Consider the following 26,735-nt stretch of genomic DNA (forward strand, 5'->3'; position numbering starts at 1 on the left):
GAACCCGGCACCGACCTCCGCCGGGCCCGCAAGAGAACCCCGCGCAACCTCCGCCGGGCCCGCAAAAGAACCCGGTGCCGGGAAGTCCCCCAAGACTTCCCGGCACCGGGTCTCTCCCCCGCAACCCCCGTATGCGGTGGTCGTCCCGCGCAGCCTCCGTGCGCGGTGGCCGGCGGCCCGTCCAGCCGACTGGCCCGTCCAGCCGACTGGCCCGTCCAGCCGACTGGCCCGTCCGGACCGTCCAGCCCGTCCGGACCGTTCAGTGCGTTCGGACCGCCTCTATCCGGTCCGTCCGGTCCGTCTAGTCCGTCTAGTCCGTCTAGTCCGTCGCGATCGCGTTCAGTACGTTCATCCGGCCCGCCCGGAACGCCGGGATCAGCGCGGCGAACAGGCCCACGAAGGCCGAGCCGACGAAGACCCCGGTGATCGTCGGCCAGGGGATCTCCAGGACGGTCAGGCCCTCCAGGGCGAGGAGCTTCTGGGCGGTCGCGCCCCAGCCCATGCCGAGGCCGAGGCCCAGCAGGGCGCCGAAGACGGCGATCACCACGGATTCCAGGCGGATCATGCGGCGCAGCTGGCGGCGGGAGAGGCCGATGGCCCGCATCAGGCCGATCTCCCTGGTCCGCTCGACCACGGAGAGCGCCAGGGTGTTCACCACGCCGAGGACCGCGACGATGATCGCGAGCGCCAGAAGGCCGTAGACCATGTTCAGCATCTGCCCGATCTGGTCCTTGAGCTCCTGCTTGTAGTCGGTCTGGTCGCGCACGGTGTACTGCGGGAAGTCGTCGTGCAGCGCGGCCTTGAGCGCCTTGTAGGCGGCGGCCTCGTGCCCTTCCTCGGCGGTGGCGAAGACCAGGTCGTCGAGCGGCATCCGGCCGGCCGGCACGTATGTGGCCACCGTGGCGATGGAGGCGTACATCGCGCCCTTGTCGATGACGACGTCGTCGCTGGTGATCGCGCGGACCTTCAGCCTGGCCGTCCTGCCGTTCTCGAAGTCGACGGCGACCGTGGAGCCGAGGCGGAGGCCGTGCTTCCCGGCGAAGCCCTCGGCGACGGACATCGAGTCGGGCCGGTAGGCGTCGGCGAGGCTGCCGGCGACCGTCTTGGTGTGCACGTCGCGCGCGTAGGACGGGTCGGCCGCGTTGATGGTCTCGCGCTTGGAGACGCGGCCGTCCGGGGTGGTCAGGGTCGCGTCCAGAAGCTTGTACTCGGTGACCCGCGCCAGGTCCGGCGACTTCTTGATCGCCTCGACCGCCTGCGGGACGATCTCCTTGCCGTTGTCCTCCATGATGATGAAGTCCGCGCCCACCGTCTTGTCCAGCTGGTCGGTGGCGGAGGCCACCATGGACGAGCCGACCACCGACAGGCAGGCCACCAGGGCCAGGCCGATCATCAGGGCGGCGCCGGTGGCACCGGTTCGGCGCGGGTTGCGCAGGGCGTTGCGCTCGGCCATCCGGCCGACGGGCCCGAAGACCCGCAGGATGATCGCACCCAGGACGCGGACCAGGCCGGCGGCGAGCAGCGGGCCGATGACGACGAAGCCGATCAGGGTGAGCACCACACCCAGTCCCAGCCAGCCCGAGCCGCTCTTGGCCTGGTCGGCGGTACCGGCGATGCGCAGGCTCCAGCCGCCGCCGGCCGTGAGGAGCAGGCCGATGACGGCCCGGACGGCACCGGCCCTGGCGTCGGCCGGGGCGCCCGCGTCGCGCAGGGCGGCCATCGGGGAGATCCTGCCGGCGCGCCGTGCGGGCAGGTAGGCGGCGAGGACGGTGACGACCACGCCGAGGAGCAGGCCGAGCGCGGGGGTGGTCCAGGCGACGGTCAGGTCGTCGGTGGACAGGTGCATGCCCATCTGGCCCATGAGCTTCATCAGGCCGACCGCGATGCCGACGCCCGCGCCGACGCCCAGGGCGGAGCCGAGCACGCCGAGCAGCAGTGCCTCGATCAGCACCGACCGGTTGATCTGCTTGCGGGAGGAGCCGATGGCGCGCATCAGGCCGATCTCGCGGGTGCGCTGGGCGACCAGCATGGAGAAGGTGTTGACGATCAGGAAGATGCCGACCAGGAAGGCGATCCCGGCGAAGCCGAGCATCGCGTACTTCATGACGTTCAGGAGGCTCTGGACGTCCTTCTGGTTGGCGTCGGCGACCTCCTTGGCGGTCTGCACCTTGTAGTGGTGTCCGAGGGCGGCGCCGACGTTCTCCTTCAGGCGCGCGTCGGTCACCCCCCGGGCGGCGGTGACATTGACGTCGGTGTAGACGCCGGTCCGTCCGACCAGGGTCAGCTGGGCGGTCTTCGTGTCCAGGTAGAAGATGGCCGCGCCGGGGTTGGTGACCTTGAAGGCGGCGATGCCGGACACGCGCGCGTGGTGCGTGCCGACGGCCGTGATCACGCTGATCTCGTCGCCGAGCCTCAGGCCGTGCTTGCCGGCGGTGTCGGCGTCGACCATCACCTGGTCCGGGCCCTTGGGCGCCTTACCGGAGGTGATCTCCATGGTGCGGGCGTCGTTGCCGTTCCAGCTGCCGACGATGGTGGGCGCGCCGCTGCTGGGCGACAACTTGTCCTTGTCGGCGTCGACGACGGTCACCGAGGTGGAGAACACCGTGCCCTCGGCCGACCGCACGCCGGCGGCCTTGCGGACCTCTCCGAGGACGGAGGCCGGTATGACGGGCGGCTTGCCGGTGCGGGAGGTGGTCTCGCCGGTGTCGGACGAGCCCTTGGCGCTGACCTGCACGTCCGAGGAGGTCGCCTGGAACAGCTTGTCGAAGGTGGTGTTCATGGTGTCGGTGAACACGAGCGTGCCGCACACGAACGCCACCGACAGCAGCACCGCGACAGCCGACAGGGCCATGCGGCCCTTGTGCGCGAGGAAATTGCGCATCGAGGTCTTCAGGACGGTCATGACGTGCGCCCCCGGGCGTCGAAGTCCTTCATGCGGTCCAGGACCTGATCGGCCGTCGGCTGGAACATCTCGTCGACGATCCGGCCGTCGGCGAGGTACAGGACGCGGTCCGCGTAGGAGGCGGCCACGGGGTCGTGCGTGACCATCACGATGGTCTGCCCGAGTTCGTCCACCGAGCGGCGCAGGAAGCCCAGGACCTCCGATCCCGCGCGCGAGTCGAGGTTTCCGGTCGGCTCGTCCCCGAAGATGATCTCCGGGCGGGCGGCCAGCGCGCGGGCCACGGCGACGCGTTGCTGCTGGCCGCCGGAGAGCTGGGTCGGCCGGTGCTTGAGGCGGCCGGCGAGCCCGACGGTCTCCACGACCCGGTCCAGCCAGGCCCGGTCGGGCTTGCGGCCGGCGATGTCCATGGGCAGCGTGATGTTCTCGATCGCGTTCAGCGTGGGCAGCAGGTTGAACGCCTGGAAGATGAAGCCGATGCGGTCCCGGCGCAGCTGCGTGAGCTTCTTGTCCTTCAGGCCGGTGATCTCGGTCTCGTCGAGAAGGATCTGACCGCTCGTCACGGTGTCGAGTCCGGCGAGGCAGTGCATCAGCGTGGACTTGCCGGACCCCGAGGGGCCCATGATCGCGGTGAACCGGCCGCGGGCGATGTCCACGTCGACGTGGTCGAGCGCGACGACCCGGGTCTCGCCGGACCCGTACGCCTTCACGACCTGCCGCGCCCGTGCGGCAACGGCCGTACGCTCTCCAGTGCCCCCGTGCCTGGGAATGGTCACAGCCGATGTCACGGTATGTCTCCTATGTCGGTCAGCAGGTCTGTGGCGGTGCCCCGGTGTGCCGAAGCGTCGTCCTGGGTACGTCCATGAGTCTCGCGGCCGGCGCGGTGCCGCGCGCTGGTGCGAAGCCCCCTCTTACCAGGGGGTAAACCCCACCCCCGCCGGTGCGGCCGACCACCCCCCGGGTGGCGTGCCGCCGGGCCGTCGACCGCTCCCCAGCGGCGTAAAGCCAGGTTAAGGACCGCGCCCGGCCCGGCTCGTCGTCCGCCGGGACGAACCTCCCCCGAGCCGTAGTACGGAGGTCCCCCTAGGGGGGCTCCACCACCGGGTGGAGGCCCGCTCGGGGTCGTCTCCACCCTTCGGTGCGGCAAGCCTCCACCCTTCCGTCGCGTCAGGGGCAAGTCGAGGGCGCCGTGGGAAGCTGTCGTACCGGAGATGGGTGCAAGGGGCACGGAGCGGGTTCGGGCGGCGGGCACGGGAGGGGTTTTCCGGTGGGGAGTACGACACCTGCGATACAGGGCGGCGCGAGCCGGCAGCGGGACACGCGGCGGCGGGGGGCGGTCGTCGCCGCGCTGATGCTGGCGATGGCACTGGCGGCACTCGACGCCACCATCGTCTCCACGGCCGTACCGCAGATCGTCGGGGACCTCGGCGGGTTCTCCGTCTTCTCCTGGCTGTTCTCCGGCTATCTGCTCGCCGTGACCGTCACACTTCCGGTGTACGGCAAGCTGTCCGACACCTTCGGCCGCAAGCCGGTGCTGGTGGCCGGCGCGGCGGTGTTCCTGCTGGGCTCGCTGCTGTGCGCGGGGGCCTGGAACATGGGGGCGCTGATCGCCTTCCGGATCGTGCAGGGCCTGGGCGGCGGGGCGCTGCAGGGCACCGTGCAGACGCTCGCCGCCGATCTGTATCCGCTGTCGGAGCGCCCGAAGATCCAGTCCAAGCTGTCCACGGTGTGGGCCGTGTCGGCGGTCGCCGGGCCGGGGCTCGGCGGGGTGCTCGCCGCGTACGCCGACTGGCGCTGGATCTTCCTGATCAACCTGCCGATCGGTGCCGCCGCGCTGTGGCTGATCGTGCGTCACCTGCACGAGCCCGAACGGGAGGTCACCGCCCACGCGCGCGTGGACTGGGCCGGCGCGCTCGCGGTGTTCGCGTGCGGCGGGGTGCTGCTGACCGCCCTCGTCCAGGGCGGGGTCGCCTGGCCGTGGCTGTCCACGCCGTCGCTGGCGCTGTTCGGTACCGGTCTGGCGCTGGTCGCCGTCGTGGTGGCGGTGGAGCGGCGGGCCGCCGCGCCGATCATCCCGGGGTGGGTGTGGCGGCGCCGGACGATCGCGGCCGTCAATCTGGCGCTCGGCGCGCTGGGGCTGCTGATGGTGGCACCGGCGGTGTTCCTGCCGACGTACGCGCAGTCGGTGCTCGGACTCGCGCCGGTGGCCGCCGGGTTCGTGCTGTCGGTGTGGACGCTGAGCTGGCCGCTGTCGGCGGCGCTCAGCCAGCACGTCTACCGGCGCATCGGCTTCCGGGACACCGCGCTGCTCGGCATCGGCCTGGCCACGCTCGTTCTGTGCGCGTTCCCGTTCCTGCCCTATCCCGGGTCGTGGTGGCAGCCGACGCTGCTGATGCTGCTGCTGGGCGGGGCGCTGGGGCTGTTCCAGCTGCCGCTGATCGTCGGGGTGCAGTCGACCGTGGGCTGGTCGGAGCGGGGCACCACGACCGCGTCCGTCCTCTTCTGCCGGCAGACCGGGCAGACCCTCGGCGCATCCCTGTTCGGCGCCGTCGCCAACGGGGTGCTCGCGGACCGGCTGGGCGGGGCCGGCGACCTGGACTCCGTCACGCGCGCGCTGGACGCCGGAACGGCCCCGGAGGCGACCCGGCGGGCCATCGCCGCGGCGGTGCACGCGGTCTACCTCGGCGCGGCCGGAGCGGCCGCGCTGGCCTTCCTGGTGCTCCTGTCGGTGGCACCGCGCCAATTCCCGGTACTCGACGACTGAAACGGTCCCGGACGCCGCCCCCGGGGCGGATTTCCGCTGGTTAACGGCGGTAACACCGGCACCCGGCACGTGTTTTCGGCTAGCAAGCGCATACCGACCGGCCAGTTCGGTGAAAACGCCGCGCGGTTACGGACTCGCGAGTAGCGTGCGTGGCTCCGCGCCCCCCACCTCCCTGCGGTCCGCCGCCACGGACCCGAGCCACGCAAGGAGCCCCGGGATGTCCTACGACCCGCCGCAACCGTCGTACACCCACCCCTGGCAGCCGATCCCGCCCGAACCGCACCGCACGCCGCAACCGTCGTACACCTACCCCTGGCAGCCGGTCGCGCCCGAACCGTCCCGTCCGCCGCACCGGCCGCACCGCGAGCCCCTCGGCCACCACAGCGATCTGCGCGTGCTGCGCAGCGCCTACCGCTGGCAGCGGCGTACCGCCACGCTCACCGCACTCGGCTACTTCACGCTGTTCCTCGTCCTGTCCGCCTGCGCGCCCGGCGTCATGTCGCGCACGGCCGCCGGAATTCCGGCCGGCCTGCTGCTCGCCCTTCTCCAGCTTCCCGTCACCTGCCTCGCGATCGCCCTGTACGAGCACACCGCGCGCCGGCACGTCGATCCACTCGCGGCCCGCATCCGCAGGACGGCCGAACTCGACGCGCGACGGGGAGCGGGCCGATGACCGCCACCGCGGTCGGCCTCGCCGGCCGGGGCCTGACCGGTTTCAGCGGGTCGGCCCAGGCCATGTCCCTGGTCGCCTTCTCCACCGTCGCCACCGTGACCCTGCTGCTCTGTGTGATGACCGGCCCCGACCGCGACGACCTCGACGAGTTCTACACCGGCTACGGCTCCCTCTCCCCGCTGCGCAACGGGCTCGCCATCGCCGGTGACTACATCTCCGCGGCCACCGTCCTCGGCACCGGCGGAGTGATCGCCCTGTGCGGGTACGACGGCGTCGTCCTCGCCCTCAGTACGGCACTGTCGCTGATGCTGATGATGTTCCTGCTCGCCGAACCGCTGCGCAACGCGGGCCGGTTCACCATGGGCGACGCGCTGGCCCGCCGGCTGCCGGGCCGTTGTGTACGCATCGCCGCGTGCGCGGTGACCATCGCCTCGTTGCTGCCGCTGATGCTGGTCCAACTGGCCGGTACCGGGCAGCTGATGGCGTTCATCCTGGGCTTCACCAACGAGTCCCTGAAGACCGGGTGCGTCGTGGGGGTCGGCGCCCTGATGATCGCTTATGCGGCGATCGGCGGCATGAAGGGCACCGCGCTGATCCAGATCCTCAAGATCGTGATGCTGGTCGGTTCCGGCACCGTCGTCGCCCTGCTGATCCTGCGCCGCTTCGACTGGGACCCGGGCGCCCTGTTCACCGCGGCGTCCCGGCGGAGCGGGGCAGGACCCGCCTTCCTGCGCTCCGGGCTGCAGTTCGGCACCGGACCCGGGTCCCGCCTGGACATGATCGCCTCGGAGCTGACCGTGGTGCTCGGCGGCGCCTGCCTGCCCCACATCACCATGCGCACGTACACGGCCTCCAGCGCCCGCCAGGTCCGCCGCTCGATGTCCTGGGCGGTGTCGATCGTCGCGTTGTTCGTGCTGGTCATCACCGTGATCGGCTTCGGCGCCACGGCACTGGTCGGGCGTGCCGCGATCTCCGCGGCCGATCCGCAGGGCAACACGGCCTATCTGCTGGGCTCGCGGGCGGCGTTCGGGGCCGATGTGTCGACGGCGGAGACCTTCCTGTTCACCATGGTCACCACCGCGATCTTCCTGACCCTGCTCGCCTCGGTGGCCGGGATGATCCTCGCCTGCGCCAACTCCCTCGCCCACGACGTCTTCTCCGCGCGCGTGCGGGAGATGCCGGCCCGCCGAGAGATGGCCCTGGCCCGCGTCTCCGCCCTCGCCATAGGCGTCCCGACCATCCTGCTGGCCACCCTGGTGCAACAGCACAGCCTGCAGCCCCTGGTGACGCTCTCCTTCTGCCTGGGCGCCTCCGCTCTCGCCCCCGCCCTGGTCTACGGCCTCTTCTGGCGCCGCTACACGCGCGGCGGGCTGCTGGCCACGCTGATCGGGGGCTCGTCGACCGTGCTGCTGCTTATGCCGGGCACCAACCTGGTCTCCGGCTCAGCGGTCTCGGCCTTCCCGCACGCCGACTTCAACTGGTTCCCCTTCACCACCACCGGACTCGTCTCCATCCCGGCCGGGTTCTTCTTCGGCTGGCTGGGCACGGTGGCCGCGGGCCGCACCGGGGCGGAGCAGCAGCGGCGGCAGTACGAGGCGGTGGAGGGACGGATCCTGGCCGGAGTGGTACGCGACTGACGCGTGCGTGCCGGGCGGTTCGGGCGGCCGCTATTCCAGGGCGGCCCGGCCCGTCAGGGAAGTCAGGCTGCTGCGCACGTTGTCCATGTGCGCCCGTACGGCGTCCCAGGTCTCGCCGTGCTCGCGCAGCACCTGTTCCGTCTCGCGGCCGATCTGCTCCTCACGCGCGCGTGCCTCGGCGATGATCTCGGCGCCACGCGCGCGTGCCTCCTCCGGGGCGCGGCGCGCGTACTCCTCCGCCTCTTCGAACGCCCTCGTTGCCTCGGCGAGTTCGTGCTCGGTCCGGCTGACCCGCTCGGCGAACCCGGCGTCCACCGCGGCCGCCGCCTCCGCCTCCTCGCGCTCCACCTCCGCCCACCGCTCGGCCTGCTCCCGGGTCTGCTCGGCCAGCAGGCCGGTGATGCGGTCCCGGCCCTCACGCAACGCCGCGACGGCCTCTCCGCGCCCTTCCTTCACCTCGCGCCGGGCGCCGATGCGGAGGTCGTCGGCCTCGGCGTGGGCGGCGAGGAGCAGTTGGCGGGCCTGTTCGTCGGCGTCCGCGCGGAGGGCGTCCGCCGCTTCCTGCGCCTCCCGGCGCAGGTCCTCGGCGTGCGCCTCGGTCTGCGTGAGGTGCCTGTGCACGTCACGCCGCGTGCGCTTGCGGAGGTCCGCCGCCTCCTCCAGCACGCTCTGGAACAGGCGCCGTGCGCCCTCGCCGAGCGTCTCGTACGTCTGCGGCTCGAGCTGGGAGACGGTCTCGCGCAACCGCGCGGCCTCCGCCTCCATGTCCTTGGCGAGTACGGTAAGGCGCGCCGCGCGCTCCCAGGCGGCGTCCCGGTCCTGCGAGAGCGCCTCCAGGAACGCGTCGACCTGGTCGGGGCGGTAGCCGCGCCCCCGGACCGCCGCGAAGTCGTGCGGCGACATCGATGCGCTGCTCACCTGGGAGCCCCTCTCCACCGGACATGCACGACAGGATGATTTCGCGCATATCTTGATGGATCGGGTGTAACTGTTCGTAACGCGACACTCCGCCGTCCGGGCGCGGCCGGAATGTCGCACTTCACCATCGGCGTGGCGTGCGGGGACACCCGGCGCGCCTCCCCCACATGGGCGTACCTCGCGGCGTCGGCCGAAGCTCGCCGCCCGGCCGGGCAGCGGTCATCGTGTCCTCCACGCGCACGCCGAGAACGCGATCACGCGCGCGTGATCCCGTCCTTCACGGGATCACGCGCGCGTGGAGACCGCGACCGCTCACTTCCGGCCGGCGTGCGTCACAGCAGCCCGTCCCACATCTGCTCCAGCAGCACCGACCACCAGCTTTCCGGAGAGCCGAGCGCCGCGGGGTCGAGGGAGGCCAGCTGCGCCTGGAAGTCGACCGTCCAGCGGCCCGCCTGCTCCTGGTTCAGCCCGTGCCGCAGACGCCACATCCGGCCCAGCAGGGCCAGGCACCGTGCGAACTCCGGCAGCCCGCTGTTCACGAACTGCGGCGGCACCGGAGCACCGCCCGGCCCCGCCTCCACCGGCACGGCCACGATGTTCGCCGTGCCGTACTGCACACAGATCGCCTTGCCGAAGTCGCTGCCCATGACGAGGTACGACCCGGCGTCCGCCGCCGGCTGCACCCCGCGCTCGGCCGCCAGCTCCGCCAGCGTCGGCACCGGACGGCCCGGCTGTGCCTGCGCCCAGAAGAACGGGCCCATGTCCAGCGGCAGCCCGGCCACGACCAGCATGTGCGCCACGACCGGCGGCACACCCTGGCGCGACACCGCCTGCTGCTCGAACCGGAAGACCCCCGGCCCGAACGCCGCCGCCAGCTCCTGCGCGATCACCTCCGGGGGGTTCGCCGGCGCGGCCTGCACCGGCGGCAGCGGCGCACGCACCGGCGCCGGCCGCGCGGGTCCGTCCGCCACCTGGTGCAACTCACCCTGGTGCGCCAGCAACTGGTGCATGCCCTGCTGCCGGCTCGCGTGGTCCGTGCCGTACGGCGCGATGCTCGTGATCCGCGCCTGCGGCCACTGCTCCCGGATCATCCGCGCACAGTAGGCGCCCGGCAGCTCGCACGACTCCAGCTCGGTGTGCAGCTCCAGCACCTGTTCCGGCGGCACGTTTATCCCGCGCAGTTCGTGGAAGATCTGCCACTCCGGGTGCGGCATGCCCGGGGCGGAACGCCGGATCAGCTGCTGCTCCGAACCGTCGTGCGCGCGATAGCGCAGCACCGCCTGATAGCCGGGGCCGACCGTCGGCTGCCCCTGCTGCGGATACCCGTACGCGGGAGCCGGCCCGGGCACCGGAGCACCCGGAGGCGGCATGGCACCCGGCGGCATCGGCTGCGGAGCACCCGGAGGCATCGGGTGCGAGGCACCCGGAGCACCCGGAGCGCCGGGCGGCATGCCAGGGGCGCCGGGCATGCCGGGTGCGCCGGGAGCGGGCGGCGGAGGTGCGCCCGGGCCGGCCACGGGCGGCGCGGCCAGCACGGTCTCGGCATGATGCACCGCACCCCGCGCACCACCGTGGGAACCCGGGACGCCGGGAGCACCGGGAGCACCGGGAGCACCGGGAGCACCGGGAGCACCGGGAGACTGTGGTGCGCCGGCCGCGGCAGGCGCACCCGGGGCGTTCGGAGTCCCGGGCGGGCCGGGCGGGTTCGGTACACCCGGGGCGTTCGGGGTTCCGGGCGGGCCGGGCGGGTTCGGTACACCCGGAGTGCCCGGGACACCCGGGGCGCCCGGAGGCTGCGGCATGCCGCCGCCCGACTGGCCGGGGTCCGCGAACACCGTGGCCGCGTGGTGCACGTTGCCGGCGGGGGGGCCGCCCGGAGCACCCGAAGGCGCGGCGGGCGGACGGGGGGCGCCCGGCGCGTTCGGCACGCCCGGCGCCGGTGCCCCGTCCGCACCTCCCGGGCCGGCCGGCGCACCCGCGCCGCTCGGCCCCTCGGGCCCCTCGGGCCCCTCGGGCCCGAGCGCCGACACGAGCTGCGTCGGCACGTACCCGCCCGCGGGCGCACCCGGCGCGGGCGGGGTCGCCGCGCCGCCCGGGCGCACGCCCGGCGTACCCGGAAGGCCCGGCGGCGGTGGCGGCGCGCCCGCTCCACCGCGCGCCTTCTTCGGCGGAGGCGCCGCCTTGCTCGTCGCCGCATCCGCTATGTCCCCGGCGTTCGGCGCGAGATGCCGCTGCGACGCACCCGGTCCGGCAGGGGCCTGCGGCGCGTTCGGCACACCGCCCGGTGCACCCGGCGCCTGCGGGTAGCCGTACCCCGGAGCGCCCTGCGGGGTGCCGGAGCCCTCGGGGTAGCCGTACGACGGCGCGCCCGGGAACGGCGGGGGCGTGCTGCCCTGCGGCGCACCGGGCATACCAGGCGCACCATGCGTACCAGGCGCAGCGAGGGGCGCGTGCGGCGTGCCGTGCGCCGACTGCGGGTTGGGCACGCCCGGCGGGGGTGTGCCCGGGACCGCCGGACCCTGCGGGTAGCCGTACGGCGGCGTACCCGGCGGAGGCGGAGGCGTGCTGCCCTGCGTGGCGCCCGGCACCCCAGGAACGCCCGGCACCCCAGGAACGGCGGGCGCCCCGGGTGCGGCGGGCACGCCGGGCGGGTAAGCGGCACCGGGCGCACCCGGCGCACCACCGAACGCGGACGAACCGCCCTGCGACCCGGGCGAGTAGCCCTGCGTTCCCGGCACGTTCGACGCGTCGAGTGCCGGCGCGACCGCCGTGGGCGGCAGTTGGCTGCCGCCCGGGATCAACGCCGTCATCGCATCCGGCGCGGCCGCCGGCGGGCGCGGACCCTCGTCGCCCGGGTAGCTCAGCGGCGGCGCGAACACCGTCGCCGGCAACGGCACGGAACGGTCGTCCTCGCCGGCGCCCGCGTTCGTGTCCGTACCGGCCCAAGGCGTGGCGCCGGGAGGCGCATCCGCCGGAGCGGACGCCCCCGGCACCTGCGGACCGCTCGGCCCTCCGTACGCAGCCGCGGCGCCGGCCCCGAACGCCCCGGCCGTCCCGGAGCCGCTCGACGCGTCCACGGGCACCCCGGCCTGCGTCTCCGCCAGCCCGGCACCGACACCGGAACTCCCGTGACCGGCACCCTGCGCACCGGCACCGGCACCGGCATCAGGTGCGGCGCCGGACCCCACGCTCACACCCGGAGATCCGGCCCCTACTCCCACACCCGGGGAAGATCCGGCGGCAAACCCACCACCGGCAGAGGCTCTCCCCGAACCGTCCGTGCCACCCGAACCGTCCGTGCCGTCCGTGCCACCCGGGCCGCCCTGGCCACCCGTGTCCCGGCCACCCGTGCCGCCACCCGTGCCGGCGGCCGGGCCCGGCCGCCGGTCCTCGAGACCCAGCTTGTCCGCCGCCTCCTGCAACCACTCCGGCGGAGACAGCAGGAACGACGTCTGGTTCAGGTCGACACGGGACGCGGCGGCCGCCGGCACCGCGTCCTGGGGCTCGTCGGCACGCCCGTACTCCTCCTCGTACCGCCGGATCACCTCGCCCACCGGCAGCGCCGGCCACAGCGTGGCCTCCCCGCTGTCCCGGGCGATGACCAGCCGCTGCCCGCCCGCGTCCGAGCGCGGGCCCTCCGCACGGTCCTCGCCCCACACCACGAATCCCAGCTCGAACTCCCGCACCCGCACCTCACGGTGCTGGTAGACGGGCACGTCGCCGTTGATCCACTCCTCGGCACGCTCCTGCGCCTGCGCGTAGGTCACCATCGCCTGCAGCTCACTCCCCTGCCGGGCCGGAAGACACCGAACCGGAAGACACCGGGACGACACGGGCGAAACCGCCGTCCACCATCAGATTCGCCACCGTCTCCAACTCCGGCGGGCTACCGGCCAGCCGCGACAGGAACACGTCGAAGTCGTCACCGCACGGCAGCAGCAGACGCTCCACCCGCTCCGCGGGCGACCACGACGGATCCACATCGCGTACATCGTCGTACGCGCAGAACCACACCGAGCCGATCCGCTCGCCCTTCACCTTCACCGCGAGCAGACCGCCCTGAACAAACGTGACGCCCAGGTAGTCCTTCGTCAGGTGGTCGCGCAGGCACTTGTTGACGTACACCAGGTCGTTGACCGCGGCCTCGTCGCGCACCGTGAAGAACGGCTGGTCCAGCAACAGGCCCAGTTCGGCGGCCAGTGCCGTGCCCACCGGAGCGCAGCCGCCCGCCGCCTTCAGGAACGAGCGGTAGGCGCCGGGAAGCCGGTAGCCGAGATCCTCCTCGACGCCCTGCACCTGCGCCTCGGTCACCGCCACGCCCGACTTCGGCAGCCCGAAATGCGCCGGACGCGTCTCCTGCAACGGGCGCGTCCCCCGCTTGGCATGGTCCACCGGCGCCGTCGCCACGCCACCGTGATGCCGCAGCAGCGCCTTCACCTCGACCGGGACCAGCTCCAGCCGCCGCGTGCCCGCCACGTGGTGCCACGTCCAGCCGTGCGGCGTCGCCACATCCGCCACCGTGTCCCACAACTCGTGCCCCGACGCCGCCGACGCGGCGTTCGCCGACACGAAGTCCGTCAGTCGCAGCTCGTCGACGCCGAACCCCTCCGGCGGTTCGGCGATCTCCACCGCCACGCGCGCGTACGCCGAGAAGTCCGGGTATCCGTGCTCGTCGACCCGTACCCCTCTCGGGTGACGTGCCGCCCGGACCGGGTCGGGAAAGTGCACGACCTGCCCGCCGTAGGCCGCGTTCGGCGGCACGGCTTGTCCCCCGGCCTGGCGGCCGGGCGGTGCCCCCGGCCCGAGCCGACCTGTCGTCATGGCGGTTGCCCCCTGAGGCGTTCTCTCGGGCCTGAACGGCGGTGTCTATCGCGGACGGCGACAGCCTATGCGGTACACGAACCCCGGTCACCGGCCCACCGCATCCCCGCGGACAACACCCCTCCGCTTCTGTGACCAGCCGTCACCCCATCGTCACGACACGCCCAGACCCGGGCGTGTCGCGGCGCCCCAGCTTCCCCACCAGCCACGGCATTTGGCACCCTGTGTTCCTTCGGGGGATGCCCGGGGAGGGAAGAGCGATCATGAATGCCTTGCAGACCGGAGGTACGCACGTGCGGGCCGGCGACCCTCGCATCGACTGGAGCGGCACCGACACACCCGCCGCCCCCACGCTTCGCCACCGCCGCGACGGCATCCTGCCCACCGTCGCCGCGGCCCTCTCCGTCCGTGGCACCACCCTCACCGGCACCGCCGCCCGCGGCGAGGAACCCCCTTCCCTCCACCCCCTCGTCCAGGACTTCCTGGACACCCTCGGCAGCGCCCAGCGCGACCGCTTCACCGGCCGCTGCGCCGAGACCATCCTGATCTCCCGCCAGGTCGCCGCCGCCGACGCCACCCGCAGCAAGCGCGCCGCCCGCAAGCCCATGACCAACGGCGAGGCCCGCAGGGCCCTCAAGCACGCCAAACTCACCACCCGCCGCATACGGGAGGCAGGCGACCCCCGCCACGGCGGTTTCGCCAGCCCGTGCCGCGCCTGCACCGCCCTCAGCGCCCACTTCGGCGTCCGCATCGTCGATCCCACGGCAACCGACGGCTGACACCACCCGACAACCCCGCAACACCTACGCCGGTACGACGAACGAAGGGCCGATGCACCCCGACCGCACCTCCACCACGCGCTTCTCCGTACCCGTCGACGCCGCCCTGCGCGCCGCCGGCTGGCAACCCGGGCGCTGGGACATAAAGCAGGCCGAGATCTGGGCGGACACCCTGCGCGAGCACACCTCGCCCGCAGGGCACCGGCACACGGTCTTCCCCGCGGCCGTCGAGGCCTGGGCGGAGTTCGGCGGCCTCGGTATCGCCCCCACCGGCCCGGGGCGCCAGGTCGCCCCCGCCACCCTCCACCTCGACCCGCTGCACGGACTGCACCACGCCCGCACCCTCGGCGACCTCGGGCGCGCCCTCGGCACCGACCTCAGTCCCCTCGGCGAGGAGACCGACACCACGGCCCTCCTCGCCATCGACGCCGAGGGCCGCGTCTACGCGCTCGACCACACCGGCGACTGGTACATCGGCCCCGACATCGACCACGCCCTGTCCACCCTCATCACCGGCATAGAGCCCGTACGCCTCACGGCAGGCTGACCCCCCCCCCGGCCGCAGGTCAGCCCCACGCCGCACGCAGGCCGGGCCCGACAGCCCCACGCAGGCCGGGCGCGACAGCCGCACGGCAGCCCACCCCGCACGCCGCACGCAGGCCGGGCCCGACGACGGCACGGCAGCCCGACCCGTACGCCGCACGCAGGCCGGGCCCCGCCGCCCGAGGGAGCCGCACACCCGGGGCCGCCCCCCGGACGCGCCGGGGAGCCGCACGCCGCCGGTCGCACCCGGGTCCGCGCGGTGGGCTATCCCGCCGGGATCACCGCGGAGACCCGGAAGCCGCCCGCGTCCGTCGGCCCCGACACGAACACTCCGCCCAGCGCCAGGACCCGCTCCCGCATCCCCACCAGGCCGTTCCCACCCGAGGGCAGCCGCGCCGCCGAGGCCGAAGCGGGCTCCGGCGGCGGCTCGTTCTCCACCTGCATCGCTATCTCCGACACCCGGTGCGCCAGCCGCACATGCGTCTTCGCGCCCGCCGCGTGCTTGTGGACGTTCGTCAACGCCTCCTGCACCACCCGGTACGCCGTCTGCTCGATCTCCGCCGCGTACGACCGCTCCTCCCCCTCCACCGAGAGGTCCACGGCCATCCCCGCCGCCGCCGACTGCCCGACCAGCTCGTCCAGCTCCGACAGGCACGGCCCCTCCGCGGCGCCGTCCTCACCGGCCGCCCGCGAGGCCGCCGCCGCGGCCGCCTCGCCCACCGCCGCCAGCGGCAGCGCGGCGGCCCGCCGGCCCGCGTCCTCGCCCGCCCGCAGCACCCCGAGCATCTCCCGCAACTCGGTCAGCGCCTGCCGGCCCATGTCCCCCACGAGCGCGGCGTTCTTCACCGCTTTCTCCGGGTCCTTCCGCGCCACCGCCTGCAGGGCCGCCGCGTGCACGACCATCAGGCTCACCCGGTGCGCGACGACGTCGTGCATCTCGCGCGCGATCCGGGTCCGCTCCTCGTTGCGCGCCCACTCGGCGCGCTCCTCCGCCCGCTCCGCGAGCAGCTGCAGCTCGCGCTCCAGGGAATCCGCCCGCTCCCGCAGGCTCTCCATCAACCGCCGCCGCGCGCCCACGTACAGGCCCAGCAGCACCGGCGGAGCCGTCAGCCCCAGCGACGTCGTGACGGCCGCGAACGGCACGAACCAGTCGCCCAGCGTCAGATCACCGCGCGCCATGTCCTGCCGCACCCGGACGAACGTCACGATCATCGTGCCCAGCAACGACATCCCGGCCAGCGCACCGATGATCCGCCGCGGCAGTTCGCACGCCGCCAGCGTGTAGAGGCCGACGACGCCCATCAGGAAACCCATCTCGGCCGGCGTGATCGCGATCGCCACCAGCACGACGGCGATGGGCCACTTCCGCCGCACCAGCAGCACCGAGCCGGCGATCAGACCGAACACGATCCCCACCGACACCGGGACACCCGCGTCCCGGGCGAACGGAATCCCCTCCGCGCCGCACTCGGCGGCCGACACCAGCGCAAGGCCGCCGTCGAACACCGCGCTGCGCCACCTCCCCCACCACCAGGGGCCGGTCAGGCCCCTGGTGTGGTGGTCTTCCCCCGTCGTGGTCATGTGTCCAGCCTACGGGCGAGGCGTGCGGCATTTCCGGTGACTTTCCCCTACCTCCACACACCGCGCAGCGTGACCGGACGACCTCGAACAGGGCCTCGCGAGCGGCAGCCGGGTGATCAAAGTCCCGTGAGGGAGGCGTCTCGTACCGTCGCGTCGAGGGCTGGTGGTGCGGCATAGTAGGTGCCGCGACCTCAACGGAGTGGAGAAATGTCCGTTTAGGCAGCCTATATGGTCCCCTGTGGTGTAATCGGCAACACGGGTCACTTTGGATGATTTGTTCCAGGTTCGAGTCCTGGCAGGGGAGCCGCACACCCATCGGGTCCTGACAGCGCCGTCAGGGCCCGCTCTCGTTCCCCCTCCCATGCACCCCGGTATCCTGCGGCTGTCACCCCCACCCATCCAGAGCCGAAGGGCAACCCCGTGAGCGCCATCCGCCCGGCAGCCGTCGTCGTTCTCGCAGCGGGTGAGGGCACCCGTATGAAGTCGGCCACACCCAAGGTCCTGCACCAGATCTGCGGCCGTTCCCTGGTCGGCCATGTGCTGGCCGCCGCCCGTGAGTTGGACCCCGCGAACCTGGTCGTCGTCGTGGGCCACGCCCGTGAGCAGGTCACCGCGCATCTGGCCGAGATCGATCCGGACGTGCGCACGGCCGTGCAGGCGAAGCAGAACGGGACCGGGCACGCCGTGCGCATGGGTCTCGAGGAGCTGGGCGGTTCGGTGGACGGCACCGTCGTGGTCGTCTGCGGAGACACGCCCCTCCTCACCGCCGACACGCTCGACCGGCTCGCCCGGACGCACCACACGGACGGCAACGCCGTGACCGTGCTCACCGCCGAGGTGCCGGACGCCACCGGTTACGGCCGGATCGTGCGGGACGACGCGACCGGTGCCGTGACCGCGATCGTCGAGCACAAGGACGCGACCGACGCCCAGCGGTCGATCCGCGAGATCAACAGCGGAGTGTTCGCCTTCGACGGGCAGTTGCTGTCGGACGCGCTGAAGAAGGTGCGGACGGACAACAGCCAGGGCGAGGAGTACCTCACGGACGTGCTCGGGATCCTGCGGGAGGCCGGGCACCGGGTGGGGGCGTCCGTCGCCGCCGACCACCGGGAGATCGCCGGGATCAACAACCGGGTGCAGCTCGCCGAGGCCCGCCGGTCGCTCAACGACCGGCTGCTGACCCGGGCCATGCTGGACGGGGTCACCGTGGTCGACCCGGCCACCACCTGGATCGACGTGACGGTCACCTTCGAGCAGGACGCGCTCGTGCATCCGGGCACGCAGCTGACCGGGGCCACGCACCTCGGTGAGGGTGCGGAGGTCGGTCCCAACAGCCGGCTGAAGGACACCAGGGTCGGCGCGGGGGCGCGGGTGGACACCACGGTGTCCGACGGGGCCGTCGTCGGGGCGCAGGCGACCGTGGGACCGTACGCCTATCTGCGGCCCGGGACGCGTCTCGGCGCCAAGGGCAAGATCGGCACGTACGTCGAGACGAAGAACGCGCGGATCGGCGAGGGCACGAAGGTTCCGCACCTGTCCTACGTCGGCGACGCGACGATCGGCGAGTACTCGAACATCGGCGCGGCGAGCGTGTTCGTGAACTACGACGGTGAGAACAAGCACCACACCACCATCGGTTCGCACTGCAAGACCGGTTCGGACAACATGTTTGTGGCTCCTGTCACGGTCGGGGACGGCGCGTACACCGCCGCCGGGTCCGTGATCACGAAGGACGTACCGCCCGGTTCGCTGGCCGTGGCCCGTGGCCAGCAGCGGAATATCGAGGGCTGGGTGGCGCGCAAGCGCCCCGGGAGCGCGGCCGCGAAGGCGGCCGAGGCGGTGTCCCGGCGGAGCGAGGGCGAGGACTGACCGGAAACGGGTGCGCCAAACACGGCGTACCGTGATAAGTGCACATCCGCACGCGTGCACCCCCGCATCCTTACCAGCTGATACGGCCTCTCACGCCCAGCCGAGAGGTCCGAGCAGCCGGCTGGCTGAGACAACCTCTGAGGAGACAGTGCTGTGACCGGGATCAAGACGACCGGCGAGAAGAAGATGATGTTCTTCTCCGGCCGCGCCCACCCCGAGCTTGCCGAGGAGGTCGCCCAGCAGCTGGGTGTCGGGGTCGTCCCGACGAAGGCCTTCGACTTCGCGAACGGCGAGATCTACGTCCGTTACCAGGAGTCGGCGCGCGGTGCGGACTGCTTCGTGATCCAGAGCCACACGGCTCCGATCAACCAGTGGATCATGGAGCAGCTGATCATGATCGACGCGCTGAAGCGTGCGTCGGCCCGTTCCATCACGGTGATCGTGCCGTTCTACGGTTACGCGCGGCAGGACAAGAAGCACCGGGGTCGTGAACCGATCTCGGCGCGTCTGATCGCGGACCTGATGAAGACGGCGGGTGCGGACCGCCTCCTGACGGTGGATCTGCACACGGACCAGATCCAGGGCTTCTTCGACGGTCCGGTGGACCACCTGTTCGCGCTGCCGCTGCTGGCGGACTACGTGGGCCGCAAGGTGGACCGGAAGAAGCTGACGGTCGTGTCGCCGGACGCGGGCCGGGTGCGGGTGGCGGACCGCTGGTGCGACCGGCTCGGTGCACCGCTGGCCATCGTGCACAAGCGCCGCGACAAGGACGTGGCGAACCAGGTGACCGTCCACGAGGTCGTCGGTGAGGTCAAGGGCCGGGTGTGTGTCCTGGTCGACGACATGATCGACACCGGTGGCACCATCTGCGCCGCCGCCGACGCGCTCTTCGCGCACGGCGCCGAGGACGTCATCGTGACGGCTACGCACGGCGTCCTGTCGGGTCCGGCCGCGGACCGGCTGAAGAACTCCCGGGTGAGCGAGTTCGTGTTCACGAACACGCTGCCGACGCCGGCGGAGCTGGGCCGGGACCTGGACAAGATCACGGTGCTGTCGATCGCTCCGACGATCGCCAGTGCGGTGCGCGAGGTCTTCGAGGACGGTTCGGTGACCAGCCTCTTCGACGAGCAGTGAGGTATGTGCACGCCCCCCGGCCCGCCCCTCCGGCGAGCTGACTGAAGATCCTTTTGGGAACGGCCTCCCCTGCCGAGTAGACTGCTGCAGTTGCTCGGCGAGGGAGGCCGTACTCCGTTGGAAGACGGGATACGGCGATCCGTTATCGACGCGCTCTTCGTAGCAGGCCGTTCGTGGCCGGGTGACCACGTCCGTTCCAGATTCTACGAGGAGTGATCAACATGTCCGAGGTCAAGCTCTCCGTCCAGACCCGCACCGAGTTCGGCAAGGGCGCCGCGCGCCGCGTCCGCCGTGACAACAAGGTTCCGGGCGTCCTCTACGGCCACGGCGCCGAGCCGCTGCACCTGACCCTGCCGGGCCACGAGCTGCTGCTCGCCCTGCGTACGCCGAACGTCCTGATCGCCCTGGACATCGACGGCAAGACCAACGAGCTGGCGATCCCGAAGGCCGTGCAGCGCGACCCGCTGAAGGGCTTCCTGGAGCACGTCGACCTGCTGCTGGTCAAGCGCGGCGAGAAGGTCACGGTCGAGATCCCGGTCCACACCGAGGGCGAGCTGGCCGCGGGTGGCAACCTCCTCGAGCACGTCCTGAACGCGCTGCCCGTCGAGGCCGAGGCCACGCACATCCCCGAGGCCGTCACCGTCTCCGTCGAGGGCCTGGAGGCCGGCGACTCCATCCACGCCAAGGACATCACCCTGCCCAGCGGCGTGTCCCTGGCCGTCGAGGAGGACGCCGTCGTCCTGCAGGTCCTGGCCGCGCAGGCCGAGGAGACCGAGGGCGAAGAGGCCGCCGAGGGCGAAGAGGCCGCCGCCGAGGCCTGAGCCCGGCCGGCACGTCGGCCGTAGCGGATCCGGGTCCCCTGCACGCGGGGGCCCGGCACCGCGGGCCGTGCCCACCCCGCCCCCGCACCCGGCCTCGGCCGGGCCGGGGGTGCCCCCGTCGCCGTCGGCGACCGAACGCCGACGGCGGTAGCCGTATCGCTCCAGCCGCTGCTTCCCTTGAGGGAGCAGCGGCTGTTGCACGTGAGGAGACATGGACGTGACCACCCCCGCCAGTGGCCCCTGGCTCATCGTCGGGCTCGGTAATCCCGGGCCCGAGTACGCCATGAACCGGCACAACGTCGGTTTCATGGTGGCCGATCTGCTCGCGGCGCGGATCGGCGGGAAGTTCAAGCGGGCGGGCAAGGCGCAGGCGCAGGTCCTGGAGGGACGGATCGGCCCGGCCGGGCCGGCGAGCCGCCGGGTGATCCTGGCCAAGCCGATGTCGTACATGAACCTGTCCGGCGGCCCGGTGAACGCGCTGAAGGACTTCTACAAGGTGCCGGTGGCGAACGTGGTGGCCGTCCACGACGAGCTGGACATCGACTACGGCACGCTGCGGCTGAAGCTGGGCGGCGGCGACAACGGGCACAACGGCCTGAAGTCGATGACGAAGGCGATGGGGCCGGACTATCACCGGGTGCGGTTCGGGATCGGGCGGCCGCCGGGGCGGATGCAGGTGGCCGACTTCGTGCTGAAGGACTTCGGGTCGGCCGAGCGCAAGGAGCTGGACTACTTCGTGGACCGCGCGGCGGACGCGGTGGAGTCCCTCGTGACGGAGGGTCTGGAGCGGGCGCAGGGCACGTACAACACGTGACTTGTACGGCTATGCCTCGCGGGTGAGTTGACCGCCCGTGGGGGTATGGCCAATGATCCCGGCCATGCCTGCCACAGCCAGTAGCGCTCGTCCGGCGTCCGTGTCCGCGTTGCGGTTCGGGCGGGTCGCGGCGATGGGTGCGGTCTCCGTGCTGATCGTCTTCACCGGGGTGTGGGGTTCCTGGGGGACCGCACAGCACGTGATGCTGACCAAGGGGCGGGAGACCGGCACGGTCGAGGTGACGCGCTGCGCCGGGCGGACGTGCACCGGACCGTTCACGCCGGCGTCGGCGGGGTCCCCGGCACGCGCGCGCGTGGAGCTCGCGAAGTCCCTCGCAGTGCGCTCGGGGCAGACGTACGACGTCGTCCTGAAGCCCGGTACCGGGGATGCGGTGCGTTCGGGGCCGGCGGGGATCCTGTACGCCTGGCTGCCGCTGGGCGGGGCGCTGCTGCTGGCCTCCGTGGTGGTCGCGGGCGGGATGCGGCTGACCCGGCCGGCCTGGGTGCTCGGCCTGTCGGGACTGTGCCTGCTGACGACGGCCTTCGTGGCGCTGCAGTGACCGCGTCCCGGTGTCGCTCTCGGGTCCCGAAGTGACCGCGTCCGTGCGCCCGGGCCCCGAAGTGACCGCGTCCATGCGCCCGGGCCCCGAAGTGACCGCGTCTGTGCGACCGCGTCCATGCGGCCTGTCTCCCGGTGACCGCTTTCCGGCACGAGGGTGCCCCCGGGGTCGTACGACCCCGGGGGCACCTGGTGTGCGCGGCTGCCGTCAGCCGGTGTTGCGCAGGCCGGCGGCCACGCCGTTGACGGTGAGGAGCAGGGCTCGCGCGAGCAGCGGGTCGGGGTCGACGCCCGCGGCGGCCGCTTCGCGCTGGCGCTTGAGCAGGGTGACCTGGAGGTACGAGATCGGGTCCAGGTAGGCGTCGCGGATGGCGAAGGTCTGCCTGAGGACGGGCTGGGCGTCGAGCAGCTTGCTCTCGCCGGTCACCCGCAGCATCTCGCGCACGGTCAGCTCGTGTTCGGCCCTGATGGTGTCGAAGACGTGCTTGAGCTCGTCGGGGACGAGGGTGTCGACGTAGTGCTGAGCGATCCGCAGGTCCGTCTTCGCCAGCGTCATCTCGACGTTGGAGATGAAGTTGCGGAAGAAGTGCCACTGCTCGTGCATCTCGGTCAGGACGGTGTCGAGGCCGGCCTCGCGCAGAGCCTTCAGGCCGGAGCCGACGCCGAACCAGCCCGGAACGATCTGCCGGGACTGGGTCCAGCCGAACACCCACGGGATGGCGCGCAGGCCGTCGAGGCCGGCACCGGAGTCGGGGCGGCGCGAGGGCCGGGAGCCGAGGTGCAGGTCGGCGAGCTGGTCGACGGGCGTGGAGGCGAAGAAGTAGGCCGGCAGGTCCGGATCCTCGACCAGGCGCCGGTAGGCGTCGTGGGCGGCGTCGGAGACGACGTCCATGGCGGCGTCCCAGCGGGCGAGGGCCTCGTCGGACTGGCGCGGGGCGGTGTGCAGGGCGGAGGCCTGCAGGGTGGCCGCGACGGTCAGTTCCAGGTTCTCCCGGGCGAGGGAGGGGATGAGGTACTTGTCGGAGATGACCTCGCCCTGCTCGGTGACCTTGATCTCGCCCTCCAGGGTGCCCCAGGGCTGGGCGAGGATGGCGTCGTGCGAGGGGCCGCCGCCCCGGCCGACGGTGCCGCCGCGGCCGTGGAAGAGGCGCAGGCGCACGCCGTAGCGGTGGGCGACGTCGCGCAGCCGGCGCTGGGCCCGGTGGATCTCCCACTGGCTGGTGGTGATGCCGCCGAACTTGGAGGAGTCGGAGTAGCCGAGCATGACCTCCTGGACGTCGCCGCGCAGCGCGACCAGGCGCCGGTAGGACGGGTCGGAGAGCATGTCCTCCAGGATGGTGTCGGCGGCGCGCAGCTCGTCGGTGGTCTCCAGGAGCGGCACGATGCCGACCTTCGCCCAGCCCGCGTGCAGGTCGACGAGGCCGGCCTCGCGGGCGAGGACGGCCGCGGCGAAGACGTCGTCGGCGCCCTGGCACATGGAGATGATGTAGGACTCGATGACCTCGGGGCCGAAGACCGCCAGGGCCTTCTTGACGGTCTCGAACACGCCGAGGGTCTTGGCGCCGGCCGCGTCGACGGGGGCCGGGGAGGAGGCGAGCGGGCGGCGCGAGCGCAGCTCCTTGGCGAGCAGCTTGGCTCGGTACTCGCGGGGCATGTCGGCGTAGCGCCAGGACTCCTCGCCGAGCCGGTCGAAGAGCTGGCCGAGGGCGTGGTGATGGGCGTCGGCGTGTTCGCGGACGTCCATGGTGGCGAGCTGGAGGCCGAAGGCGGCCAGGGTGCGGATGGTGCGGGCGAGCCGGCCGTCGGCGAAGAGGCCGCCGCGGTGCTCGCGCAGGGAGGCCTGGATGATCCGCAGGTCGGTCAGCAGCTCGCCGGTGCCGAGGTAGTCGCGGCCCTCTTCGTGCGGGGTGCCCTTGGCGAGGCGCTGCTTGGTGTTCTCGAGCTTCTGCCGGATGCACGTGGCCTTGAGCCGGTAGGGCTCCTCGGCGTTGAGGCGCTTGTAGCGGGGGCTGATCTCGGGCAGCCGGTCAAGGTCGGCCTGCAGGGACTGCAGGAGTTCCTCGGTGGCGCCGGCGTAACGGATGGAGTTGGAGAGCAGGCCGCGCAGCTCGTCGATCGTCTCCAGGGCGTCGTTGATGCCGTGCTCGTGCTGGAGGATCAGGACGTCCCAGGTGACCTGGGGGGTGACGTTGGGGTTGCCGTCGCGGTCGCCGCCGATCCAGGTGCCGAAGGTGAGGGGGCGGGTGTCGTCGGGGAGCTTGACGCCGACGCGCTCCAGTTCCGCCGTCAGGTCCTCGAGGACGTCGCCGACGGCGTCGGCGTGCAGCTCGTCGAGGTAGTAGATGGCGTTGCGGGCCTCGTCGGCGGGCTCGGGGCGGACGACCCGCAGCTCGTCGGTCTGCCAGACGAGGTCGATGTTCTCGGCGAGGCGGACGTCGTGACGGCGCCGGTCGGAGTCGAGGACGGGGGTGTCCAGGAGCGCGGCGATGCGCCGGAGCTTGTTCAGGACCGATCGGCGCGCGGCCTCGGTGGGGTGTGCGGTGAACACCGGGCGGACGTTCAGATGGCGCACCGTCTGCTTCAGGTGCTCGGGGTCGGCGTCCTTCAGCCGGTCGGCGGTGCGGGCGAGCAGGCCGCCCTCGGCCGCGCGCCGGGCGCGCAGCTCACGGCCGCGGTGCACCTGCTCGGTGATGTTGGCCAGGTGGAAGTACGTGGAGAAGGCGCGGACCAGCTTGGCCGCGGTCTCCAGTTCGGTGCCACGCAGCAGCTCGGCGGCGGCCTCGCCGTCCTCGCGGGTGAGGCGGCGGACCTTCTCGACCAGGTCGAGGAGCTCAGGGCCCTCCTGCCGGACAAGGGTCTCTCCCAGGAGATCACCCAGGCGGCGGATGTCGGCGCGCAGCTCGCTGCCGGTCGTGGTGGTCTGGTCGTCGGCACTGCTCACAGGTGCGGCTCCTTGCAGTGTGGAAGCTCGTCTGGGAGGGAACCCGGCCGTCTGGCACACGGCGGGCGCCGCATACGGGCCGGAGCGTCCGGGAAGAAACATCAGCGGACCGCGCTGTCCGACCGATCCAAGGATAGGTGCCCATGTGGACGCGCTGGCTCTGGGGCTCTTGCCGCCGCACGACACGCTGCCATACTTACGACGCCGTAGGTTACGGGACCGTAGGGAAGTACGGTCGAGTCCCGCCCGGTCCCGGAGTACACACCCGTCTTGACCCTCGACCCCACAGGGGACGCGCATGACCTCAAGTTCCGACGTGATCGAAGAAGCCCGTATGGCCGACGAAACCTCCCCCTCCGCCACGCTGGGCGGCGAGCAGAAGCGTTCGATCGAGCAGATCACGCTGCTCCTGTTCATCATCGTGCCGTTCCTGGCGATCGTGGCGGCCGTGCCGCTGGCGTGGGGCTGGGGGGTGAGCTGGCTCGACATGGGCCTGCTGGTCTTCTTCTACTTCCTCGGATGCCACGGCATCACCATCGGATTCCACCGGTACTTCACCCACGGTTCCTTCAAGGCCAAGCGGCCGCTGCGGATCGCGCTCGCGATCATGGGGTCCATGGCGGTCGAGGGCCCCCTGGTGCGCTGGGTGGCCGACCACCGCAAGCACCACAGGTTCTCCGACGCCGAGGGCGACCCCCACTCGCCGTGGCGGTTCGGGGAGAGCCTCCCGGCGCTGATGAAGGGCCTGTGGTGGGCCCACATCGGCTGGATGTTCGACGAGGAGCAGACCTCACAGGAGAAGTACGCGCCGGATCTGATCAAGGACGGGGCGATCCGGGCGATCTCCCGGCAGTTCGTGCTGTGGACGGCCCTGTCGCTGGGGCTGCCCGCGCTGATCGGTGGTCTGGCGACGATGTCCTGGTGGGGCGCTTTCACCGGGTTCTTCTGGGGCTCACTCGTCCGGGTGGCGCTGCTGCATCACGTGACGTGGTCGATCAACTCCATCTGCCACGCCGTCGGCAAGCGGCCGTTCAAGTCGCGGGACCGGTCGGGCAACGTGTGGTGGCTGGCGGTGCTGTCCTGCGGCGAGTCCTGGCACAACCTGCACCACGCCGACCCGACCTCGGCCCGGCACGGGGTGATGCGCGGCCAGATCGACTCCTCCGCGCGGTTCATCCGCTGGTTCGAGAAGCTCGGCTGGGCGTACGACGTGCGCTGGCCGTCACGCTCGCGTATCGATTCCCGCCGCGACCCCGACCAGGGCGGCTCCCGGCGCCGGAAGGCGGCGGCCGAGGCGGCATGATGGAGGCCGTGGCGACCGATTCCAGCAGCAATCCCGGCAATGACAAGCAACGGCGGACCCGCCGGACCCGCATGACCGGCGCCGAGCGCCGCCAGCAGCTGCTGGAGATCGGTCGCACCCTCTTCGCGGCGAAGGGGTTCGAGGGCACCTCGGTGGAGGAGATCGCGGCGAAGGCCGGGGTGTCCAAGCCGGTGGTGTACGAGCACTTCGGCGGCAAGGAGGGGCTGTACGCGGTGGTGGTCGATCGCGAGATGCGGCGTCTGCTGGACATGGTCACCGGCTCGCTGACGGCCGGCCACCCGCGTGAGCTGTGCGAGCAGGCCGCCTTCGCGCTGCTGGACTACATCGAGGAGTACACGGACGGCTTCCGGATCCTGGTCCGCGACTCGCCCATCCCGCAGTCCACCGGCACCTTCGCCTCGCTGATCTCCGACATCGCCACGCAGGTGGAGGACATCCTGGGCCGCGAGTTCAAGTCGCGCGGCTTCGACTCCAAGCTGGCCCCGCTGTACGCCCAGGCGCTGGTGGGCATGGTCGCGCTGACCGGCCAGTGGTGGCTGGACGTGCGCCGCCCGAAGAAGGCGGAGGTGGCCGCCCACCTGGTGAACCTGGCCTGGCACGGGCTGGACGGGCTGGAGCAGAAACCGCGGCTGATAGGGCACCGCAAGAGCTGAGGCCCC

The 26,735-nt window shown here is 72.2% G+C and carries 19 protein-coding genes and 1 tRNA gene; 13 read left to right on the forward strand and 7 right to left on the reverse strand.

What is annotated here, in order from left to right; all coding sequences use genetic code 11:
• Window positions 1-319 precede the first annotated feature (319 nt).
• Both ACGFT2_RS09825 and ACGFT2_RS09830 read right to left on the reverse strand, forming a co-directional pair.
• Window positions 320-2,902, reverse strand: coding sequence for an ABC transporter permease (locus ACGFT2_RS09825; RefSeq protein WP_393275331.1), 2,583 nt, complete (start codon window positions 2,900-2,902; stop codon window positions 320-322).
• Window positions 2,899-3,687, reverse strand: a complete 789-nt coding sequence (locus ACGFT2_RS09830) for an ABC transporter ATP-binding protein (RefSeq protein WP_393275333.1) — start codon at window positions 3,685-3,687, stop codon at window positions 2,899-2,901. Before ACGFT2_RS09830 ends, ACGFT2_RS09825 begins: the two co-directional genes overlap by 4 nt.
• 479 nt (window positions 3,688-4,166) lie before the next feature.
• Between ACGFT2_RS09830 and ACGFT2_RS09835 the strand changes: the two genes are divergently transcribed.
• The 3 genes from ACGFT2_RS09835 to ACGFT2_RS09845 all read left to right on the forward strand — a co-directional run bounded on the left by ACGFT2_RS09835 (window position 4,167) and on the right by ACGFT2_RS09845 (window position 7,973).
• Window positions 4,167-5,663, forward strand: coding sequence for an MFS transporter (locus tag ACGFT2_RS09835; RefSeq protein ID WP_393275335.1), 1,497 nt, complete (start codon window positions 4,167-4,169; stop codon window positions 5,661-5,663).
• Window positions 5,664-5,880: 217 nt separating this feature from the next.
• Complete coding sequence (locus ACGFT2_RS09840) at window positions 5,881-6,336, forward strand: DUF485 domain-containing protein (RefSeq protein WP_393275337.1); 456 nt, start codon at window positions 5,881-5,883, stop codon at window positions 6,334-6,336.
• Window positions 6,333-7,973, forward strand: coding sequence for a cation acetate symporter (locus ACGFT2_RS09845; RefSeq protein WP_393275338.1), 1,641 nt, complete (start codon window positions 6,333-6,335; stop codon window positions 7,971-7,973). The genes ACGFT2_RS09840 and ACGFT2_RS09845 overlap by 4 nt, the downstream gene beginning before the upstream one ends.
• A 30-nt stretch (window positions 7,974-8,003) precedes the next feature.
• Here the strand turns inward: ACGFT2_RS09845 and ACGFT2_RS09850 are convergent, their stop codons facing one another.
• The 3 genes from ACGFT2_RS09850 to ACGFT2_RS09860 all read right to left on the reverse strand — a co-directional run bounded on the left by ACGFT2_RS09850 (window position 8,004) and on the right by ACGFT2_RS09860 (window position 13,712).
• Window positions 8,004-8,891 carry a DivIVA domain-containing protein gene (locus ACGFT2_RS09850; RefSeq protein ID WP_393275340.1) on the reverse strand — a complete coding sequence of 296 codons (888 nt, stop codon included), beginning with the start codon at window positions 8,889-8,891 and terminating at the stop codon, window positions 8,004-8,006.
• 332 nt (window positions 8,892-9,223) lie between these two features.
• Window positions 9,224-12,661 carry an SUKH-4 family immunity protein gene (locus tag ACGFT2_RS09855; protein ID WP_393275342.1) on the reverse strand — a complete coding sequence of 1,146 codons (3,438 nt, stop codon included), beginning with the start codon at window positions 12,659-12,661 and terminating at the stop codon, window positions 9,224-9,226.
• Window positions 12,662-12,671: 10 nt separating this feature from the next.
• Entirely contained in the window at window positions 12,672-13,712 is a 1,041-nt protein-coding gene (locus ACGFT2_RS09860) for an SMI1/KNR4 family protein (RefSeq protein ID WP_393275343.1), read from the reverse strand.
• Window positions 13,713-13,975: 263 nt separating this feature from the next.
• Here ACGFT2_RS09860 and ACGFT2_RS09865 point away from each other — a divergent pair, with 263 nt between their 5' ends.
• Complete coding sequence (locus tag ACGFT2_RS09865) at window positions 13,976-14,491, forward strand: YwqJ-related putative deaminase (protein WP_393275345.1); 516 nt, start codon at window positions 13,976-13,978, stop codon at window positions 14,489-14,491.
• A gap of 52 nt (window positions 14,492-14,543) precedes the next feature.
• Entirely contained in the window at window positions 14,544-15,038 is a 495-nt protein-coding gene (locus ACGFT2_RS09870) for an SUKH-3 domain-containing protein (RefSeq protein ID WP_393275347.1), read from the forward strand.
• Between the two features lie 260 nt (window positions 15,039-15,298).
• Here the strand turns inward: ACGFT2_RS09870 and ACGFT2_RS09875 are convergent, their stop codons facing one another.
• Complete coding sequence (locus tag ACGFT2_RS09875) at window positions 15,299-16,615, reverse strand: sensor histidine kinase (RefSeq protein ID WP_393275349.1); 1,317 nt, start codon at window positions 16,613-16,615, stop codon at window positions 15,299-15,301.
• Window positions 16,616-16,847: 232 nt separating this feature from the next.
• Here ACGFT2_RS09875 and ACGFT2_RS09880 point away from each other — a divergent pair.
• From ACGFT2_RS09880 to ACGFT2_RS09905, 6 genes are all read left to right on the forward strand, one after another.
• Window positions 16,848-16,919 (forward strand) — tRNA-Gln (locus tag ACGFT2_RS09880).
• Between the two features lie 116 nt (window positions 16,920-17,035).
• Window positions 17,036-18,484 (forward strand): bifunctional UDP-N-acetylglucosamine diphosphorylase/glucosamine-1-phosphate N-acetyltransferase GlmU, encoded by a 1,449-nt coding sequence (glmU, locus tag ACGFT2_RS09885; RefSeq protein ID WP_393275351.1) that lies wholly within the window; start codon window positions 17,036-17,038, stop codon window positions 18,482-18,484.
• Window positions 18,485-18,637: 153 nt separating this feature from the next.
• Entirely contained in the window at window positions 18,638-19,618 is a 981-nt protein-coding gene (locus ACGFT2_RS09890) for a ribose-phosphate diphosphokinase (protein WP_393275352.1), read from the forward strand.
• 221 nt (window positions 19,619-19,839) lie between these two features.
• Window positions 19,840-20,439 carry a 50S ribosomal protein L25/general stress protein Ctc gene (locus tag ACGFT2_RS09895; protein ID WP_393275354.1) on the forward strand — a complete coding sequence of 200 codons (600 nt, stop codon included), beginning with the start codon at window positions 19,840-19,842 and terminating at the stop codon, window positions 20,437-20,439.
• Between the two features lie 211 nt (window positions 20,440-20,650).
• On the forward strand, window positions 20,651-21,253 hold the full coding sequence (gene pth, locus ACGFT2_RS09900; protein WP_393275356.1) for an aminoacyl-tRNA hydrolase: 603 nt from the start codon (window positions 20,651-20,653) through the stop codon (window positions 21,251-21,253).
• 52 nt (window positions 21,254-21,305) lie between these two features.
• Entirely contained in the window at window positions 21,306-21,812 is a 507-nt protein-coding gene (locus ACGFT2_RS09905) for a hypothetical protein (protein WP_393275358.1), read from the forward strand.
• A gap of 207 nt (window positions 21,813-22,019) precedes the next feature.
• Here the strand turns inward: ACGFT2_RS09905 and ppc are convergent, their stop codons facing one another.
• Window positions 22,020-24,752: a phosphoenolpyruvate carboxylase gene (ppc, locus tag ACGFT2_RS09910; protein WP_393275360.1), complete on the reverse strand. Its 2,733-nt coding sequence runs from the start codon at window positions 24,750-24,752 to the stop codon at window positions 22,020-22,022.
• Window positions 24,753-25,050: 298 nt separating this feature from the next.
• On the opposite strand from ppc, the gene ACGFT2_RS09915 reads away from it, so the two are divergent.
• Both ACGFT2_RS09915 and ACGFT2_RS09920 read left to right on the forward strand, forming a co-directional pair.
• Window positions 25,051-26,055 carry an acyl-CoA desaturase gene (locus ACGFT2_RS09915; protein WP_393275362.1) on the forward strand — a complete coding sequence of 335 codons (1,005 nt, stop codon included), beginning with the start codon at window positions 25,051-25,053 and terminating at the stop codon, window positions 26,053-26,055.
• On the forward strand, window positions 26,052-26,729 hold the full coding sequence (locus ACGFT2_RS09920; protein WP_393275363.1) for a TetR family transcriptional regulator: 678 nt from the start codon (window positions 26,052-26,054) through the stop codon (window positions 26,727-26,729). Before ACGFT2_RS09915 ends, ACGFT2_RS09920 begins: the two co-directional genes overlap by 4 nt.
• Window positions 26,730-26,735: the final 6 nt, after the last annotated feature.

It is taken from the genome of Streptomyces sp. NPDC048514 (assembly GCF_043199955.1).
GTDB lineage: Bacteria > Actinomycetota > Actinomycetes > Streptomycetales > Streptomycetaceae > Streptomyces.

Coding starts and splice junctions, on each gene's coding strand:
- ACGFT2_RS09825 (WP_393275331.1), bottom strand. CDS start 2,902: ATGACCGTCCTGAAGACCTCGATGCGCAATTTCCTCGCGCACAAGGGC.
- ACGFT2_RS09840 (WP_393275337.1), top strand. CDS start 5,881: ATGTCCTACGACCCGCCGCAACCGTCGTACACCCACCCCTGGCAGCCG.
- ACGFT2_RS09845 (WP_393275338.1), top strand. CDS start 6,333: ATGACCGCCACCGCGGTCGGCCTCGCCGGCCGGGGCCTGACCGGTTTC.
- ACGFT2_RS09855 (WP_393275342.1), bottom strand. CDS start 12,661: ATGGTGACCTACGCGCAGGCGCAGGAGCGTGCCGAGGAGTGGATCAAC.
- ACGFT2_RS09860 (WP_393275343.1), bottom strand. CDS start 13,712: ATGACGACAGGTCGGCTCGGGCCGGGGGCACCGCCCGGCCGCCAGGCC.
- ACGFT2_RS09865 (WP_393275345.1), top strand. CDS start 13,976: ATGAATGCCTTGCAGACCGGAGGTACGCACGTGCGGGCCGGCGACCCT.
- ACGFT2_RS09870 (WP_393275347.1), top strand. CDS start 14,544: ATGCACCCCGACCGCACCTCCACCACGCGCTTCTCCGTACCCGTCGAC.
- ACGFT2_RS09875 (WP_393275349.1), bottom strand. CDS start 16,615: ATGACCACGACGGGGGAAGACCACCACACCAGGGGCCTGACCGGCCCC.
- ACGFT2_RS09895 (WP_393275354.1), top strand. CDS start 19,840: ATGTCCGAGGTCAAGCTCTCCGTCCAGACCCGCACCGAGTTCGGCAAG.
- pth (WP_393275356.1), top strand. CDS start 20,651: ATGGACGTGACCACCCCCGCCAGTGGCCCCTGGCTCATCGTCGGGCTC.
- ACGFT2_RS09905 (WP_393275358.1), top strand. CDS start 21,306: ATGATCCCGGCCATGCCTGCCACAGCCAGTAGCGCTCGTCCGGCGTCC.
- ACGFT2_RS09915 (WP_393275362.1), top strand. CDS start 25,051: ATGACCTCAAGTTCCGACGTGATCGAAGAAGCCCGTATGGCCGACGAA.
- ACGFT2_RS09920 (WP_393275363.1), top strand. CDS start 26,052: ATGATGGAGGCCGTGGCGACCGATTCCAGCAGCAATCCCGGCAATGAC.